The organism is Heliomarina sp. (assembly GCF_052826185.1).
The window spans coordinates 80,436-97,847 of the sequence record NZ_JBRBUI010000008.1 but is presented as its reverse complement, the minus strand read 5'-3'; the positions used below and the strand labels follow the sequence as shown (position 1 = coordinate 97,847).

Genomic DNA, 17,412 nt, shown 5'->3' with positions numbered 1-17,412 from the left:
CAGTGGTCAATCGCCGCGACAGGGCCTATAGCGCGGCGTCATGAAGCTTTCTGATTTCGATTTCGACCTGCCCGATGACCGTATCGCCCTGCGTCCGGCCGTGCCGCGCAGCTCGGCGCGCCTTTTGGTGGCGGATCGCGGGACGATCAACGACGCCCACGTATACGACCTGCCGGACTGGCTGCGCCCGGGCGACAGGCTGGTGTTGAACGATACGCAAGTGATCCCTGCACGGCTGACCGGTCAGCGGCGTCGCAGTGGCGCACAGGGCGATACGGCGGCGCGGATCGAACTGACGCTGCTCGAACCGCGCGCCGATGGATGCTGGACCGGGCTGATCAAACCGTTGAAGAAAATACGGCCCGGCGAGACAATCCATTTCACCGACGCGCTTTCGGCCGAGCTGGTCGGGGTCGAAGAGGGACAGGGCATCGTGCGGTTCAATCTTGCCGGTGGCGATTTCGACGCCGCGCTCGAAGAGGCCGGGCAGATGCCGCTGCCGCCCTATATCGCCTCGCAACGGCCAGCGGATGCACAGGACAAGACCGATTACCAGACAGTATTCGCGCGTGTCCCCGGAGCGGTGGCCGCGCCGACCGCATCGCTGCATTTCGACGACGCCTTGCTGGCGCAACTGAAAGAGCGCGGCGTGGAATTCACGCATGTGACGCTGCATGTGGGGGCGGGCACTTTCCTGCCGGTCAAGGTCGAGGATGTGACCACCCACAAGATGCACGCCGAATGGGGGGAGGTCAGCGAACAGGCCGCTGCCGAAATCGCCGCGACGCGCGCGAGTGGCGGGCGCGTGATACCCGTCGGCACGACGGCGCTGCGCCTTATCGAAAGTGCGGCGCGCGGCGGCGAAATCGCGCCCTGGCGCGGGGAGACCGATATCTTTATTTACCCCGGCTTCGAGTTCCACGTGACAGACGCGCTGATGACGAATTTCCACCTGCCGAAATCCACGCTTCTCATGCTTGTATCCGCGTTGATCGGTTATGAAGAAATGCGCGTTATCTACGGCCATGCGGTAAAATCCGGATACAGGTTTTTCTCCTATGGCGACTCCTCGCTTTTGATCCCGCGCTGACCGTCGCCCGCGCCGTTGTGCCGGGTGAAACCGCGCGGTCAGTTCTGGGGTTGCGGCGCTACTGTGACTTGGTATGTCGCGGCCAAAGGGGATTTCCCTACGGATGAGTCGGACAAGGGGCACTGGATGCCCCGCGTGCAGCAGAGGTGTGTGATGTTTCAGGTATTGTCGAGCGCATGGGCGCTGTTGCTGGGGCTTGGGCTCCTGATGATCGGCAACGGCCTGCAGGGGACGTTGCTGGGCGTGCGCGGCGATATCGAAGGCTTTTCGACACTGGAGCTGTCTTTCGTGATGTCCGCCTATTTCGTCGGCTTCCTCGGCGGATCGCGCATGGCGCCCGATATGATCCGTCGCGTTGGACACGTCCGCGTTTTTGCGGCGCTGGCCTCGCTGATTTCCTGCGTGATGATTCTTTATCCGCTGCTTACGCATCCGATCTACTGGGTGCTGGGCCGCATTGTCATCGGGTTCTGCTTTTCGGGCGTGTATGTGACTGCTGAAAGCTGGCTTAACAACGCAGCCGACAATGACAATCGGGGCAAGGCGCTGTCTCTTTATATGATCGTGATGATGCTGGGCGTGGTGCTGTCGCAGGCACTGATGATCGTGGCCGACCCGTCGGGGTTTGAAACCTTCATCATCGCCTCGGTGCTGATCTCGATTTCCTTCGCGCCGATTTTGCTGTCAATCAGCCCGACGCCAGCTTTCGAATCCACCAAGCCCAAATCGCTGGCCGAGATCATGCGCATCTCTCCTCTTGGCTGTGTCGGCATGTTCCTGCTTGGCGGCGTCTTTGCGGCCCAGTTCGGGATGAGCGCGGTTTACGGGGCCAAGGCGGGTCTTACCGTGCCGCAGATCTCGATCTTTGTCGGGACATTCTATGTGGGCGCGCTGCTCATGCAGTACCCGCTGGGCTGGCTGTCGGACCGGATGGATCGTCGTTTTCTGATCTTTATCGTTGCCGCACTCGGGGCCGTTGCCTCTCTGCTGGGCATGGTATTCGGCGGCGTGTTCATCTTTCTTCTGGTAGCGGCCTTTGTCATCGGCGGCACCACAAACCCGCTCTATTCGCTGTTGATCGCCCATACCAACGACTTCCTCGAGCATGAGGACATGGCCGCGGCCTCGGGTGGGCTGGTCTTTATCAATGGGGTTGGCGCGGTCTCGGGCCCGCTGATCACCGGCTGGCTGATGGAGGACCGTATCTTTGGACCTGCAGGGTATTTCCTGCTTCTGGTGGTCCTGCTGGCGGCGCTGGCGCTCTATGCGCTTTACCGGAACACGGTCCGGCCCTCTGTTTCTGTCGAAGAAGCTGGCAACGTCGCACCGATGTGGCCTGCCTCGACCGCTATGGCCGTCGAGATTGCGCAGGAATTCACCATTGATACCGAAACAGAGGAGCAAAACCCTTCTTAAGCTGGGATTTATGTCGTGTTTGTCGCAAATTGTTACTGTAACACTTGTGTAAACAGTCGATACTCTCAGAATTGAATTAGGGTGTTTTAACAGATCTGGAGTGGACCCATGCTTGGCCCTGAAGATGTATTGAGTTTCTGGTTGGACGATGTAGGCCCAAAAGGATGGTACGAGGTCGACGAAGACCTCGACGCGCGCATTACAGAAAAGTTCAAATCCATGTGGGAAGGCGCGAGTGAGGGGAAATACTCTCTCTGGCTCACGTATCCCAGCGGCGCCTTGGCCTATATTGTGTTGCTCGATCAGTTCCCCCGCAACATGTTCCGCAATTCGCACCTTGCCTTTGCAACAGACAAATGGGCACTGGCAGCGGCGAAAGTGTCGATTTCCAAGAACTGGGATCTCAAAATCGACGAGCCTGCGCGACAGTTCTTTTACCTGCCGCTCATGCATTCCGAGAACCTGAGCGATCAGGACCGGTGCGTGCGTTTGTTGTGCGAGCGGATGCCTGAAACCGGGGCGGCAAACCTGCTGCATGCCCGGGCGCATCGTCAGGTGATACGGAAGTTTGGTCGTTTCCCGCATCGAAACAAAGCGCTGGATCGTGCACCAACTGGTTCCGAAACGGAATATGTGTCTGCTGGCGGATATGGTCAAACGGTTCGCGAGCTTCAGGCCGCAGAGTAGTTGTTTTTCCGTAACTTACGCGGCTCTCCTTTCAGGCTGCGTGCGTTCTACGCGGGGTTGCATCAGGAATTTCAGGAACCCGTCTGCGGCGGGGCACGTTAAAATTTCGCAAGCAGGCTGGATAAATCCTGTGGCCGGAGCGGCTTTGCCCCGAGAGGGGGATGTCGTTTCACCAGCCTGCGGCGTTGATTGAGACAGGACGTTTGAATGGTATTTAAGTTTAAGAGTCTTACAGCGTTTCTGATCGTCTTCCTGTCTGCTTGCACCCAAGTCCAACAACCCGGCCCCGATACCCAGGTCATTGCCATAGGCGACAGCGTCATGGCGTGGAACGGGCGGCAGGGGGCGGCTGTGCCTGATGTGGTTCAGGAAATCACCGGGTTGAGAACGCGTAATCTCGCGGTGTCCGGTGCCAAGTTCAGCAACGCGAATCCCGAACAGGTTGCAGAAGGCTATGACGTGCGGGCCCAGTATGTACCCGGCGACTGGGAGTGGGTTCTGTTCAACGGCGGGGCTAACGATCTGATGGGAGAATGTGGCTGCAAGCGGTGCGAAGATACGCTGGACGCGATGATCTCTGAAAGCGGGACCAGCGGCTCCATGCCGGCTTTCCTGCGCCCCATCGCCGAGAACGGGCACAAGATCATGATCATGGGCTATTACAACAGCAGCGATCGTCCGAATTCCTTTGACGCTTGCGGGTCCAACTTTGACCAGCTCACGGAACGGCAGCAGCGCTTTGCCAACGCGACGCCGGGCGTATATTACGTGGACGGGCGCAAGGTGATCGACCCGAGCGATCAAAGCCACTTTTTCTTCGACCATGTGCATCCTTCCCGCACGGGGTCGCGGCTTTTGGGTGAGCTGGTGGCCGCGGGGATGAAATCCGCGCGGTAACCTGTGTTGCCCATGCGGTGTCAGCCCGGCATTGATGCACTGCCGGAACTGGTTTAATGGTGAACTAATTTTCATACCTTTCCCGGGGACCTGACATGGCAGCCAAATCCTTTGATCTGATCGTAATTGGAGCGGGGCCTGGCGGCTATGTGGCCGCGATACGTGCAGCGCAGCTTGGCCTGAATGTCGCGATCGTCGAACGCGAGCATATGGGCGGCATCTGCCTCAACTGGGGCTGTATCCCGACCAAGGCGCTGCTGCGCACCTCGGAGGTGTATCACCTGATGGAACGGGCCAAGGAATTTGGTCTGAGCGCGGACAAGATCGGGTTCGATCTGGACGCGGTGGTCAAGCGCTCGCGCCAGGTGGCGGGGCAGCTTTCGGGCGGCATTGGCCATCTGATGAAGAAGAACAAGATTACGACTGTGATGGGTGAAGCCAAGCTGACCGGCAAGGGTAAGGTCGCGGTCAAGACCGACAAGGGAACCGAGGATCTGGCCGCCAAGAACATCGTTCTGGCAACCGGGGCCCGCGCACGGCAATTGCCGGGGCTTGAGGGTGATGGCGATCTGGTCTGGACCTACAAGGACGCGCTGGCCCCGAAACGCATGCCGAAAAAGCTGCTGGTGATCGGCTCGGGCGCGATCGGCATTGAATTTGCTAGCTTTTATCACACGATGGGCGCCAAGGCGACGGTGGTCGAGGTGATGGACCGGATCCTGCCGGTGGAAGATGCCGAGATCAGCGCCTTCGCCAAGAAGCAGTTCACCAAGCAGGGTATGGTCATCAAGGAAAAGGCGACGGTCAAGAAACTTGACCGTGCCAAAGGCAAGGTGACGGCGCATATCGAGATCGGCGGCAAGACCGAGACCGAGGAATTCGACACGGTTATCTCGGCGGTTGGTATCGTTGGCAACGTGGAAAACCTCGGGTTGGAAGAGCTTGGTGTGAAAATCGACCGCACCCATGTGGTTGTCGACGAATACTGCCGCACCGGGGTCGAGGGGCTGTATGCTATCGGCGATATCGCGGGCGCGCCCTGGCTCGCGCACAAGGCCAGCCATGAAGGTGTCATGGTGGCCGAGCTGATCGCGGGCAAGCATCCGCATCCCGTCAAACCCGAAGCGATTGCGGGCTGCACCTATTGCCAGCCGCAGGTGGCCAGCGTTGGCTATACCGAGGCCAAGGCCAAGGAGTTGGGCTACAAGATCAAGGTCGGCAAGTTTCCGTTTATCGGCAACGGCAAGGCGATTGCGCTGGGTGAGCCCGAGGGCATGATCAAGACGATCTTTGACGAAAAGACCGGCGAGCTGCTGGGCGCGCATATGGTCGGGGCCGAAGTGACGGAACTGATCCAGGGCTATGTTGTCGGGCGTCAGCTTGAGACCACCGAAGAGGACCTGATGAACACGGTCTTCCCGCATCCCACGCTGAGCGAGATGATGCATGAATCCGTGCTCGATGCATTTGATCGCGTGATACATATGTAACCTCGAAACGACCGAAAATCGCGATGCACAAGCTGTACACCCCCTGTACACCCCCCGTGCATCGCGGTGTCGGACTCTGGCGGTATTTCCGTATTCAGCGGCCCGGGCGCAGGCCCGGAATTTTCTTTCAATTTGTACAGGCGCTGGCTAGGACTGGGGCGTCGAGCGGGGGCCGACTGCGGGAAAACGCGCGATGCCTAGTCTGAACCGGGTAAAGATGATGAAAGCCAGCCGCGCGATGATCCGCGCGCTTGGTCCCGAGGGGCTTCACGTGGCCGAAATCTCGGGCAAATGGGGGCAACAGTTCGGTTTTGGCCGGTACGAGCGGTTTCACTTTCCCAAGCATGACATCTGCCTTGGCCCCTATCTGGATGATGCGGGGCAGCCCCGCCGGTTCGACCTGATCCTTGCCAATCAGGTCTGGCAACATCTCGACAGGCCCTATGCCGCAACGCGCCATGTGCGCGAGATGCTGCGCCCGAGCGGGCATTTCTGGCTGGCGGTGCCGTTTTTCGTGCCGTTCCACGCGGCACCGGCCGATTGTTCGCGCTGGTCGGCGCGGGGGCTGAAGAACCTGCTGATCGAGGCCGGGTTCGACGAGAACGGGATCGAGGCCGATCAATGGGGCAATCGCGCAGCGGCAAAACGCAACCTTGAGCCCGGCTGGCCGCCCGCCTATGACCGCGAGAGCGACAGCCTGCGGAATGAACCGGATATGCCGATCTGCGCCTGGGCCCTGGCAAGAAAGACCTGATTTATGGAAACAACGTCATTCGGCCGCGTTCTGGGGCTTTGGGCCGCAGGGCTGGGGGCTGCGGCGCAGTTCGGCAAGGTTTCGGTAAGCTACCCGCTCTTGGCGGAACATTACGGTTCGACCGGTGCGGCGCTGGGGTTCGCGGTGTCGCTTGTCGGCTTTGTCGGCGTGATCTTTGGTGTGACGGCGGGGCTAATCGTGGCGCGCGTCGGCTATCGCCGGGCGCTGCTGGCGGCGCTAGGGCTGGGCGTGCTGATGTCCGCCTATCAGGCGAGCCTGCCGGCGCTGCCACTATTCCTTGTGAGCCGGGCGTTTGAAGGGGCGTCGCATCTTGCCATCGTGGTCGCCGCGCCGACGCTGATCGCGCAGATCAGCGCGCCCCAGCATCGGGGTTTCACCCTGTCGCTGTGGTCGACATTTTTTGGCGTGGCCTTTGCCTTTCTCGTGTTGGTCGGTGAACCGCTGGCCCGGCTGCATGGGGTGGGCGCGCTGTTCGGCGCACACGCGATCTATATGGCGGTGATGGCCGGTCTGATTGCTGTGGCGCTGCCGCGCGATGTGATCGGTCCCCGCGATGTGCCGCTAAGTCTTGGCTCGGTTCTGCGGGATCACGGGCGGATCTACTCCTCTCCCAGTTTGAGCGCACCTGCACTGGGGTGGGTCTGTTACGCGGCGGCCTGGGTGGCGACGCTGACCATCATGCCGCTGTTCATGGCCGAGGAAAGCCGTGCGTTGATCGTGGCCGCGATGCCGCTGGCGGGGATCGCAACCTCGATGACGCTGGGGGTCTGGCTGCTGCGACGAGTGCCGGCGGTGCAGGTGATCCTGACCGGGTTCGCGTGCAGCTTTACGGCCAGCGTTCTGATCTGGTTGACCGGCGCGGGGTGGTCCTACCTGATGCTGGCGATGTCTCTGGGGCTGGTGCAGGGCGCAAGTTTCACCGCGATCCCGCAGCTGAACCCGACCCCGCAGGGACAGGCCATGGCCAATGGCGCACTGGCGCAGATGGGCAATCTGGGCAATACGCTGGGGACACCGGTGCTTGCGCTGCTGGTGGCCGGACAGGGGCGCGGCGGCTTCATGATCTTTGCCGGAACGGTTTTTGCCTGCGGATTCGGCATCCATCTGCTGCTTTCAAGGCTGCGGGCCCGGAATACCGATTGAATGTTCCTATAATGTTCTGAAAATGCTATTGGAGACTCACGAGGTCCGTCCTATGTCTGACGTGACAACCCGGGGGCATCATGGCCGAGCTGAAATACATCGAAGTGCGCGGCGCGCGCGAACACAATCTCAAAGGCATCGACGTGGATATCCCGCGGGACCAGCTGGTGGTGATCACCGGGCTGTCCGGATCGGGTAAATCCTCGCTCGCTTTTGATACGATCTATGCCGAGGGGCAGCGCCGCTACGTGGAATCGCTGTCGGCCTATGCGCGGCAGTTCCTCGACATGATGGAAAAGCCTGACGTGGACCATATCAGCGGTCTGTCCCCGGCGATCTCGATCGAACAAAAGACGACATCGAAGAACCCGCGGTCGACCGTGGGTACCGTGACCGAGATTTACGACTACCTGCGTCTGCTGTTCGCGCGGGCGGGGACGCCCTATAGCCCGGCCACCGGCAAGCCTATCGAGGCGCAGCAGGTGCAGGACATGGTCGACCGGATCATGGACATGGAGGAGGGCACGCGGGCCTATCTGCTGGCCCCCATCGTGCGTGACCGGAAAGGCGAATATCGCAAGGAATTCCTTGAGTTGCGCAAGCAGGGGTTCCAGCGCGTCAAGGTGAATGGCGAGTTCTACGAGCTGGATGAGCCACCGGTGCTCGACAAGAAGTTCCGTCACGAGATCGACGTGGTTGTCGACCGCATCGTGGTGCGCGAAGGTCTTGAGACGCGGCTGGCGGACAGTCTGCGCACCGCGCTGGACCTGGCGGACGGGATCGTCATTCTGGAGACGGCAACGGACGAGCCCGAGCGCATCACGTTCAGCGAGAAATTCGCCTGCCCGGTGAGCGGGTTTACCATCCCTGAGATCGAGCCGCGCCTGTTCTCGTTCAACGCGCCGGTCGGGGCCTGTCCGGATTGCGACGGGCTGGGTGTTGAGCTGTTCTTTGACGAACGGCTGGTAGTGCCGGATCAGAATCTCAAGGTCTATGACGGGGCGCTGGCGCCGTGGCGAAAGGGCAAATCGCCCTATTTCCTTCAGACCATCGAGGCCATCGCCAAGCATTACGGGTTCGACAAGAACGCCAAGTGGAAAGATCTGCCCGAAAAGGTGCAGAACGTGTTCCTTTACGGGTCGGGCAAGGAAGAGATCCAGTTCCGCTATGACGAAGGCGGGCGTGTGTACCAGGTGTCGCGCGTCTTTGAGGGGGTGATCCCCAACATGGAGCGGCGCTATCGCGAGACTGACAGCAACTGGGTCCGCGAAGAGTTCGAGCGCTATCAGAACAACCGGCCTTGTGGCACCTGCCACGGCTACCGGCTACGGCCCGAAGCGCTTGCGGTGAAGATCGCCGATCTGCACGTGGGTCAGGTGGTCGAAATGTCGATCCGCGAGGCGCTCGACTGGGTGACGCAGGCGCCGGACAGTCTGGGAAAGCAGAAGAACGAGATCGCGCGGGCGATTTTCAAGGAGATCCGTGAGCGACTTGGGTTCCTGAATAACGTTGGACTTGAGTATCTTACACTGTCGCGTTCAAGTGGCACGTTAAGTGGCGGCGAGAGCCAGCGGATCCGTCTGGCAAGCCAGATCGGATCTGGCTTACAGGGCGTTCTTTATGTTCTGGATGAACCTTCGATTGGCTTGCACCAGCGCGACAATGACCGGCTTTTGACGACGCTGAAAAACCTGCGCGATCAGGGAAATACAGTGATCGTCGTGGAGCATGACGAGGAAGCGATCCGCGAGGCGGATTACGTATTCGACATCGGCCCCGGTGCCGGGGTGCATGGCGGCCAGGTCGTGAGCCACGGCACGCCCGCCGAGATTGCTGCCGATACACAATCGCTCACGGGTCAGTACCTTGCCGGGACGCGCGAAATCTCGGTGCCTGCCGAGCGGCGCAAGGGCAAGAAGAACAAGGCGGTGACGGTGGTGAAAGCCACGGGGAATAACCTTAAAGAGGTGACGGCCGCTTTCCCGCTGGGCAAGTTCGTCTGTGTCACTGGGGTGTCCGGTGGCGGGAAATCGACCTTGACGATTGAAACGCTGTTCAAGACCGCTTCGATGCGGCTGAACGGGGCGCGGCAGACGCCTGCGCCTTGCGAGACGATCAAGGGGCTGGAGCATCTGGACAAGGTGATCGATATCGACCAGCGGCCGATCGGACGGACTCCCCGGTCGAACCCGGCCACCTATACCGGTGCCTTTACCCCGATCCGCGACTGGTTCGCCGGCTTGCCCGAAGCTAAGGCTCGGGGCTACAAGCCCGGGCGGTTTTCCTTCAACGTCAAGGGCGGCCGCTGCGAGGCTTGTCAAGGCGATGGTGTCATCAAGATCGAGATGCACTTCCTGCCGGATGTCTATGTCGAATGTGAGACCTGCAAGGGCGCACGCTATAACCGTGAGACACTGGAAATTCAGTTCAAAGGCAAAAGCATAGCCGACGTTCTTGATATGACGGTTGAAGACGCGCAAGAGTTCTTTAAGGCCGTGCCGAGCATCCGTGAAAAGATGGATGCGCTGATGCGCGTCGGGCTTGGTTATATCAAGGTCGGTCAGCAGGCCACGACCCTGTCTGGTGGTGAAGCGCAGCGGGTGAAGCTGTCGAAGGAGCTGTCGAAACGCTCCACCGGGCGGACGCTTTATATCCTCGACGAGCCGACAACGGGGTTGCATTTCGAGGATGTGCGCAAGCTTCTTGAGGTGCTGCATGAGCTTGTGGATCAGGGCAACTCGGTGGTCGTGATCGAGCACAACCTTGATGTCATCAAGACGGCGGATCACCTGATCGACATCGGCCCCGAAGGCGGCGATGGCGGTGGCCGGATCGTTGCCGAAGGCACGCCGGAAGAGGTGGCCGAAGTCGATGAGAGCCACACCGGCCGCTATCTGAAGCCCATGCTGACGGCAAAGAAAGTCGCGGCGGAATAAGAAAACCGCCGCCCCGAGCGGGACGGCGGTTTCTTTAAAAACTTACTTATTAACCTACGACTGGGTCAGTTGAGCAGGCGGTTCGCAAGCCCGATCACTGCAAGGATTTCGCTGGTCTCGCGGTCGACCTGATAGACGCCGTCGCCAACGCGGTAGTAGGTGGCGTTCGGGTCAAGGCCGTATCGCTGGGGACGCTCGATGACGACATAATCGCTGTCGACGCGTTCTCCGATGCGATAGTCATAATGATCGTCGTACTGATCATTTTCGTATATTGGATCGAGCTGCTTTTTCGCCTGTCCGGGGGGAACACAGGGCGGGTTCTTTTTGGCGAGACCCGGAGGGCAGTTCGACGCGACCTGTTGTGCGTTGGCTTTGTTCGGTTTGCCGTTGTTGGCGAGGGCGACACCGGGAAGGGTCAGCGCAACGGCGGCGCAAAGGGGCATGACAAAGTTCAAAGGTTTCATCTTTAAATCCTTTCTGTTGCTGGACTAACACCTTTCCGCGGCGAGGGGTTCCCGGTTAATGCGCCCAGTGCAAGAATCCGCTTGCTTCGCCGGTAGTCCGCTTATTGCGTCCAATTGCTGACGGATAAGTCTCTGAGCTGCTTGTGTGAGCACGGTTCAGGAGGGGGCGCGCAAAACTTCCATCGGCGCCCCGGTTTCCAGAGCGGCATCAGTATTTTGAAGAATATTCAGAGGATTATTGCGTGACCGTCGGGCGCATTGTCTCGAAAATCGGCGCGTAGATCGGTTCGGTGCGCAGCAGCGGTGTAGCCATTGGGCGACGTCCATTGCGATCTTCGAAATGATTGAAGGCGTCGTCGAAGCCATCGTCGTCTTGATCGATCCGGTCAAAACTGTCTTCAATCTCATCCGCTGCGGTGGGCGCGATCAGAAGGGGCAGCGCGCAGGCCGATGCGATGGCTTCGGAGATACAGGTTTCCGATCCAATTTCTTCCTCAGCGGTCATGATCCGCGCACTGGCCTGAGCCGGCACATAGGTCATAAGCGATACAAGAATGCTCAGGATGGCGATATTGGAAAGGTTCATTGGCGCGGCTCGTCAGCTATTTATAGCTGCAAACGCTCGCCGCGCCGCTTTGGTTCCCCGCTGTTTCCAAGAACAGCAAGAATTGTTTCGTTAACCCTCGCGGTTGCGCTTTTCGAACCGGGGGAGCATCGCGCTGAAGTCGCGGCCCGTGCCGTCTTCTTCTTCGACAAAGCGCGCATAGAGGGCCTGAGCGAGCTGCCCCATGGGCGTATCCGCATCGGCGCTTTCGGCGGCCTGCTGCGAGAGGCGCAGGTCCTTGAGCATCAGATCGGCGGCAAATCCGGGTTTATAGTCGTTATCGGCAGGGCTTTCCGGCCCGATGCCGGGGGCAGGGCAATAGGCGTTCATCGACCAGCTATAGCCCGAAGAGGTCGACACCACGTCGAACATCTTTTGCCGATCGAGGCCCAGCTTGTCGGCAAGCGCGAAGGCCTCGCAGGTGGCGATCATGGTGACGCCAAGGATCATGTTGTTGCAAATCTTGGCGGATTGCCCCGCACCGGCGGCACCGCAATGGACGGCCTTTTGGCCCATGATGTCGAAAAGCGGCTCGGCCCGAGCGAACGCAGCATCAGAGCCGCCTGCCATGAAGGTCAGCGTGCCGTTGGTGGCGCCGCCGACACCGCCCGACACGGGCGCGTCGACTGCCAGCATCCCGGCCTCTTCGGCCTGCGCCGCGACGGCGCGGGCGCTGTCCACATCGACGGTTGAGCAATCGACGAGGGTTGCGCCGTGGCGCATGGCGGGGATGATCTGATCGGCGACGCTGCGCAGTATGTCGCCGTTGGGCAGCATGGTGATGACCACGTCGGCGCCTTCGACCGCGGCGGTGGCACTCTCGGCGATGTCTACGCCGTTGATGCTGACCTTGGCCGTGTCAAAGCCGGTGACGTTGTGCCCGGCCTTCGCGAGATTGGCCGCCATCGGGCCACCCATATTGCCAAGTCCGATAAATCCGATGTTCATGTCGCCTCTCCTCAAGCGTCGAAAGTCAGGTCGTCCTCACCCAGTGGCGCCAGCATGTCCTCGACTTCGTCATCGGTGACGTCGTCGAGGCTGCTGTGCTTCCATTTGGGGTTGCGGTCCTTGTCGATGATCTGGGCGCGGATGCCTTCGAGGAAATCGCCATGTTCCATCGCGCGCCATGTAAAGCGGTATTCGAGTTTCAGCGCATCCTCGATGGTGCTGTCGAAATCGAGACGGCGCAGAATCTCATGATGGCAGGCGACGGCGAGGGGACTGGCGCGGCGCAGGGCTTTGGCGGCGGCCTGCGCAAGATCCGAGCTGTCGCCTTCGAGCGAGTCGAGCATGGCGGCGGGGGTGACCTGATTGAAATGCCGCGCCATCTCGTCGAGATGTTCGGAAATCGGGGCGTGGGGGGCGTCGAGTTCGACAAGCTGGACGGCACTGTCGGCGATCATCTGCGTCTTGAGCGCCTCCCAGGTGACTTCGGGTTGGAACACTGCGCCGAAACCGAGGATCGCATCGCTTGATTGCAGCCGGTGCCCGGTGAGACCGACCCATGTGCCAAGACCGGGGCGGAGACCGTTCATCTGTGCAAGCAGCTGGCTGCCGCCCACGTCCGGTACAAGCCCGATGCCGCATTCGGGCATTGAGATCTGGCTGGTTTCGCCGACGATGCGGGTCGAGCCGTGACAGCCGACGCCGACGCCGCCACCCATGGTAAAGCCCTGCAGAAAGCTGATCACCGGCTTGGGATGATTGGCAATACGCGCGTTCATCCGGTATTCGTCGCGCCAGAACTGGCGGCCATAAGCGTAATCACCTTCGGTCCCGGTGCGGTAGAGTTCGGCGATGTCGCCGCCGGCACAGAAGGCCTTGCCGCCCTTGGCATCGATCAGCACCTGTTTGACGCCGCTGTCCCCGGCCCAGTCGATCAGCGCCCGGTCGATGGCGAGACACATGTCATAAGTCAGCGCGTTCAGCGCCTTGGGCCGGTTGAGCGTGATATGACCGGTCTTGTTTTCGATCCGGATGTCGATATCGCTCATTTCGAGGCCAGCATTTGTCGGGCAACGATGACGCGCATGATTTCATTGGTCCCTTCGAGGATTTCGTGAACGCGCAGGTCGCGCACCAGTTTCTCGATCCCGTAATCGGCAAGGTAGCCGTAGCCGCCGTGCAGCTGAAGACACTGGTTGACGATCTTCGAGCCCGCCTCGGTCACGAATTTCTTGGCCATGGCGCAGAACTTGGTGGCGTCGGGCGCTTTCTGGTCCAGCTTCCACGCCGCCTGTCGCAGGAAGGTGCGGGCGGCCTGCAATTCGATCTCCATATCCGCGAGGCGGAATTGGAGGCCCTGAAACTGGTCGATGCTCTGGCCGAATGCCTTTCGCTCGGACATGTAGACAAGCGTCTGGTTCAGGGCGGTCTGAGCCGCGCCGAGCGAACAGGCAGCGATATTGAGGCGTCCACCGTCAAGCCCCATCATCGCGTATTTGAATCCTTCGCCCTCGGTGCCGACGAGGTTTTCCGCCGGAACCTTGCAATCGTCGAACTGCACCTGAGCGGTGGGCTGGCTGCGCCATCCCATCTTGTCCTCAAGCGCGCCAAAGCTGAGCCCGGGTGTGCCGTCTTCGACATAGAGGGTCGAGACACCCTTGAACCCGTCATCGCCGGTGCGGACCATGCAGACATAAGCGTCAGAGTACCCGCCGCCCGAGATAAACGCCTTGGTGCCGTTGACCGTGTACCCGTCATTGCTGCGCTCTGCGCGGGTCTTGAGTGCGGCGGCGTCAGAACCCGATCCGGGTTCGGTGAGACAATATGAGAGCACCAGTTCCATCGTGAGCGCGCGGGGCAGGACACGCGATTTCAGCTCGTCACTGCCGAAACTGTCGATCATGCGCGCGCACATGTTATGGATCGAGAGAAAGGCCGCGACCGAAGGACAGGCCATGCTCAGCGCCTCGAACACCAGCGTCGCATCGAGCCGCGAAAGACCGGAGCCGCCGGAATCCTCATCCACGTAGAGACCACCGAACCCAAGCGCGCCGATTTCCGGCCAGAGATACTTGGGGATCGTGCCTTCCGCTTCCCATTTCCGGGCGTTGGGGGCGATCTTTTCCTGGCCGAAATCGTGGGCCATATCGAAGATGGCCACCTGTTCCTCGTTCAGCGCAAAATCCATGATCCCTCCCAGACTTGGATATCGTGATATAACAGTCGCTTCTTGGGTACTCTGCATGCGCGGGGCGTTCAAGGTGGTAGCTTGCAAAGCGGGTTTGCAGAAACGCGGGGTGGGCGGTCCGTTTGCGGATTGACTGATTCTGTCGGGGCGCGGGCTGAAATGTGGAGATTTGGTGGCAGGGGGCGGTAACAGATTGGTGACTTGGGGGGCTAACGTTTTGTCCGCCTGTTAGGCGGTGCGTTCCGGAAGTTATTTTTGCAATTTTCGGTTGCGTCTTACGGCGGCGAGAGATCGGCTAAGCGAGTTGGGAAGCGATCCTGCGACCGCGAGTGTTTCGCTAAAAAAATGAATATTTACATAGAGTTTTGGCTTTTTAAGCTTGTAGTCCTGGCCGCTCAACCTGCTCCTGTTTGGCGTCATCAGCTTCGGGCTGTCGCCGTAATCCTGTTGGATACACGTATTGCGTGTGCGCGGAAACAAAGCCGTAAACAATGGGTATGACTGTATAAAACCTTTGGAAGTAAGTGGTTTTATGGTAAATAGCGCGGGACTGTCGAAATTGTATCAGTCTGTTTCTTGTTGTGGGCAGGTCCCACGAGGGGGTTAATTTGAAGAAGTTAATGTATGTCGCGGCAGCTGCCGCAACACTCTTGATCGGGACGTTGAATGCCGCTTCGGCTGCCCCGGTTTACTATTGCAGCGATGGCGGCATCGACCTGGCGGCGGACGGCTGCATTTCCGGAACGGCTAAGGGTTATCCCAACGGCGGCGATGGAATCTACTCCAACGCTGGCGGCGGCGATGACGAAGCTTCGGTCGAAGCGGCAATCCTCGGCGCAACCGGCACGGCCGTTGACATCTCGCTTTATGGTAAAAGCGACGACAACGCCGGCCTGTTCTCGATCACCGGGTCGACCTCGGGCAACTGGGACGTGCTCGATAATCTCGTCAATATCGCTTATATCACCGTGAAGGCGGCGAATTCCTTTGCGCTGTATGACGTTGGTTTCGTGAACTCCGGGTCGTTCTCGACTCTTGGTATCCTGAACAACGGCGGCCAGCAGCCGGGTTTCTCGCACATCTCGTTTTGGACCGCGCCCGAGTCGCTGACATCGGTTCCGGTTCCCGCAGCGGGCTGGCTTCTGATTGCTGGCATGGGTGGTTTTGCAGCCATGAAACGACGCAAGAAAGCCTGATCAATCAGGCTTTTACTTGCGCAAGAGAGCGGCCTACGGGCCGCTTTTTTTTGTGACAGACGCTTTGGCTTGGGATAAACGGGCCTTGGTAACAAGGGTTTCAGGCGAGCGCCGGGGCAGATGATTCTACTTTGACGGCCAGAAGGCCCTCCAAAAGCCCGGGCGCGCTGCGCCCTTATTCCCTCTATCTCCGGAAACAATGAAAGATGTCCTGTTGGACTGTCGCCGTTATTCGGCGCTTTTCCTCGGTTTTGGCGATGAATCTTGCACAGATGCCGTCTGTGTCAGAAATATGGCGAAACCGGTGTCGACCTGTGACCTTGCTGTCGGAACCACCTGCCGAGAGCCGACCCGACTGGTTGAAGTTTGGTAATGTATTGAGTGTTGAGATGTACAAGCGGCCTGCCTTTATCGCCACGATCCTGTGCGCCCTTTTCCTGACCTCGCCGACCGCCCAGATCTCGGCGCGCTCGCTTGTCGATGCCGGGTCGGCCAATTATTTCAATGAAATGCCGGGCACGGTGATCGAAACCGAAACCGACAAAGAGGCCAAGGAAACCAGCCGGCGCGGGCGCGATCCCAACCTCGTGCTGGTGGCCTGTATCCCGTCGCCGGTTGAAACCGGTATCTGCCTCGCGCGTCCCGAACCTGTCCTGTCCAAGCCGGTGCGCGTGCTGGGGGCCTGCATCGCTTCGCCCAATTTCGATATCGGTCACTGCGGTATCGAAGAGGCGCGGCTGGCGGCCATCGTCCTGCCGCCGGTCGTGGGCGCCGATGACCCGACACGCATCGTGCCGACCCCTTCGGTCTTCGCGTTGAGCTATCCGACCACACCGGCGAAACCGACCGCGCCCGTGGTTCTCGTGTCCAATCCGACCCCGGGCTATACGCGACTGCCAGTCGATCCGGGCAACCCGGGCGTGTTTCCGCCTTTCATCCCCACGACCGGGACCGGTGGCAACCCGAACCCGCCAAGCGTGGGCCGGCCGGAAACCCCGCCAGAGGTCGCCCCGGTGCCACTGCCCGCGCCCGGACTGATGCTCTTGGGCGGACTTGGTTGCCTCGCGCTCAAGCGGCGCCGCAAGGTCTAAGCCAGATCGAAAAGGTTACCTCGCAAGGCCCCCACGGAAACGCTGGGGGCCTGAGTGCATTCAAACGCTTCGACAAATGTGCTTGCGATCGCTAAACGCGATCTCCGCCATCGCGCCTGACACTCACCCGCGCATGAATCGCCGACGTGCCTCGACCGCCGTGTTGTAGCGCTGGTCCAGCTCGGCGATCAGCGCCATGGCAACCCGCTTTTCCTCTTCGCTACGGGCATTGCGATAGGCTTCTCGCGCGGGCTCCAGCAGTTTCTTGATCTGGAATTCCTCGGGCAGGGTGCCGGACTCGGCCATGATCCGCACAGCCACCTGTGTCGCCATATCCGTATAGGCCATGCCCGACCGGTCCGGCAGCGGCTGTCCCGCACCATCGAGCTTTTCGAACTGGCCTTCGGCAATGGCCTTGCTGATCTGGCTTTCCACGATCTGGTTGAGCGAGCGGGCCATCATCACCTCATTGAAAAAAGCGGTACGG

Annotated in this window: 16 protein-coding genes; 10 read left to right on the top strand and 6 right to left on the bottom strand. The window is 60.1% G+C overall.

Annotation, left to right across the window (positions count from 1 at the left end):
- The first annotated feature begins 40 nt into the window (after positions 1-40).
- From queA to uvrA, 8 genes are all read left to right on the top strand, one after another.
- On the top strand, positions 41-1,090 hold the full coding sequence (gene queA / locus ACU0FH_RS01200) for a tRNA preQ1(34) S-adenosylmethionine ribosyltransferase-isomerase QueA (protein ID WP_446192994.1): 1,050 nt from the start codon (positions 41-43) through the stop codon (positions 1,088-1,090).
- 153 nt (positions 1,091-1,243) lie between these two features.
- On the top strand, positions 1,244-2,506 hold the full coding sequence (locus tag ACU0FH_RS01195) for an MFS transporter (protein WP_446192993.1): 1,263 nt from the start codon (positions 1,244-1,246) through the stop codon (positions 2,504-2,506).
- Positions 2,507-2,614: 108 nt separating this feature from the next.
- Positions 2,615-3,193 (top strand): DUF924 family protein, encoded by a 579-nt coding sequence (locus ACU0FH_RS01190; RefSeq protein ID WP_446192992.1) that lies wholly within the window; start codon positions 2,615-2,617, stop codon positions 3,191-3,193.
- Between the two features lie 207 nt (positions 3,194-3,400).
- Entirely contained in the window at positions 3,401-4,090 is a 690-nt protein-coding gene (locus ACU0FH_RS01185; RefSeq protein WP_446192991.1) for an SGNH/GDSL hydrolase family protein, read from the top strand.
- A 95-nt stretch (positions 4,091-4,185) separates the two neighbouring features.
- Positions 4,186-5,580, top strand: a complete 1,395-nt coding sequence (lpdA, locus tag ACU0FH_RS01180) for a dihydrolipoyl dehydrogenase (protein WP_446192990.1) — start codon at positions 4,186-4,188, stop codon at positions 5,578-5,580.
- A 193-nt stretch (positions 5,581-5,773) separates the two neighbouring features.
- Positions 5,774-6,334: a methyltransferase domain-containing protein gene (locus tag ACU0FH_RS01175; protein WP_446192989.1), complete on the top strand. Its 561-nt coding sequence runs from the start codon at positions 5,774-5,776 to the stop codon at positions 6,332-6,334.
- Between the two features lie 3 nt (positions 6,335-6,337).
- Complete coding sequence (locus tag ACU0FH_RS01170; RefSeq protein ID WP_446192988.1) at positions 6,338-7,498, top strand: MFS transporter; 1,161 nt, start codon at positions 6,338-6,340, stop codon at positions 7,496-7,498.
- 80 nt (positions 7,499-7,578) lie between these two features.
- Complete coding sequence (uvrA, locus tag ACU0FH_RS01165; protein WP_446192987.1) at positions 7,579-10,434, top strand: excinuclease ABC subunit UvrA; 2,856 nt, start codon at positions 7,579-7,581, stop codon at positions 10,432-10,434.
- A 65-nt stretch (positions 10,435-10,499) separates the two neighbouring features.
- On the opposite strand, the gene ACU0FH_RS01160 is transcribed toward uvrA, so the two are convergent.
- From ACU0FH_RS01160 to ACU0FH_RS01140, 5 genes are all read right to left on the bottom strand, one after another.
- Complete coding sequence (locus ACU0FH_RS01160; RefSeq protein WP_446192986.1) at positions 10,500-10,901, bottom strand: excinuclease ABC subunit A; 402 nt, start codon at positions 10,899-10,901, stop codon at positions 10,500-10,502.
- Positions 10,902-11,136: 235 nt separating this feature from the next.
- On the bottom strand, positions 11,137-11,487 hold the full coding sequence (locus ACU0FH_RS01155; RefSeq protein WP_446192985.1) for a hypothetical protein: 351 nt from the start codon (positions 11,485-11,487) through the stop codon (positions 11,137-11,139).
- A 90-nt stretch (positions 11,488-11,577) separates the two neighbouring features.
- Entirely contained in the window at positions 11,578-12,453 is an 876-nt protein-coding gene (gene mmsB / locus ACU0FH_RS01150) for a 3-hydroxyisobutyrate dehydrogenase (RefSeq protein WP_446192984.1), read from the bottom strand.
- Between the two features lie 11 nt (positions 12,454-12,464).
- Complete coding sequence (locus tag ACU0FH_RS01145; RefSeq protein WP_446192983.1) at positions 12,465-13,499, bottom strand: enoyl-CoA hydratase/isomerase family protein; 1,035 nt, start codon at positions 13,497-13,499, stop codon at positions 12,465-12,467.
- On the bottom strand, positions 13,496-14,638 hold the full coding sequence (locus ACU0FH_RS01140; RefSeq protein WP_446192982.1) for an acyl-CoA dehydrogenase family protein: 1,143 nt from the start codon (positions 14,636-14,638) through the stop codon (positions 13,496-13,498). The genes ACU0FH_RS01145 and ACU0FH_RS01140 overlap by 4 nt, the downstream gene beginning before the upstream one ends.
- Before the next feature lie 608 nt (positions 14,639-15,246).
- Here ACU0FH_RS01140 and ACU0FH_RS01135 point away from each other — a divergent pair.
- Together ACU0FH_RS01135 and ACU0FH_RS01130 are read left to right on the top strand one after the other, a co-directional pair.
- A complete protein-coding gene (locus ACU0FH_RS01135; RefSeq protein ID WP_238370612.1) occupies positions 15,247-15,834 on the top strand; it encodes a VPLPA-CTERM sorting domain-containing protein in 588 nt (195 codons plus the stop codon).
- Between the two features lie 389 nt (positions 15,835-16,223).
- Positions 16,224-16,925, top strand: coding sequence for a VPLPA-CTERM sorting domain-containing protein (locus ACU0FH_RS01130; protein ID WP_446192981.1), 702 nt, complete (start codon positions 16,224-16,226; stop codon positions 16,923-16,925).
- Positions 16,926-17,048: 123 nt separating this feature from the next.
- On the opposite strand, the gene ACU0FH_RS01125 is transcribed toward ACU0FH_RS01130, so the two are convergent.
- Positions 17,049-17,384: a DnaJ family domain-containing protein gene (locus ACU0FH_RS01125; RefSeq protein ID WP_446192980.1), complete on the bottom strand. Its 336-nt coding sequence runs from the start codon at positions 17,382-17,384 to the stop codon at positions 17,049-17,051.
- Positions 17,385-17,412: the final 28 nt, after the last annotated feature.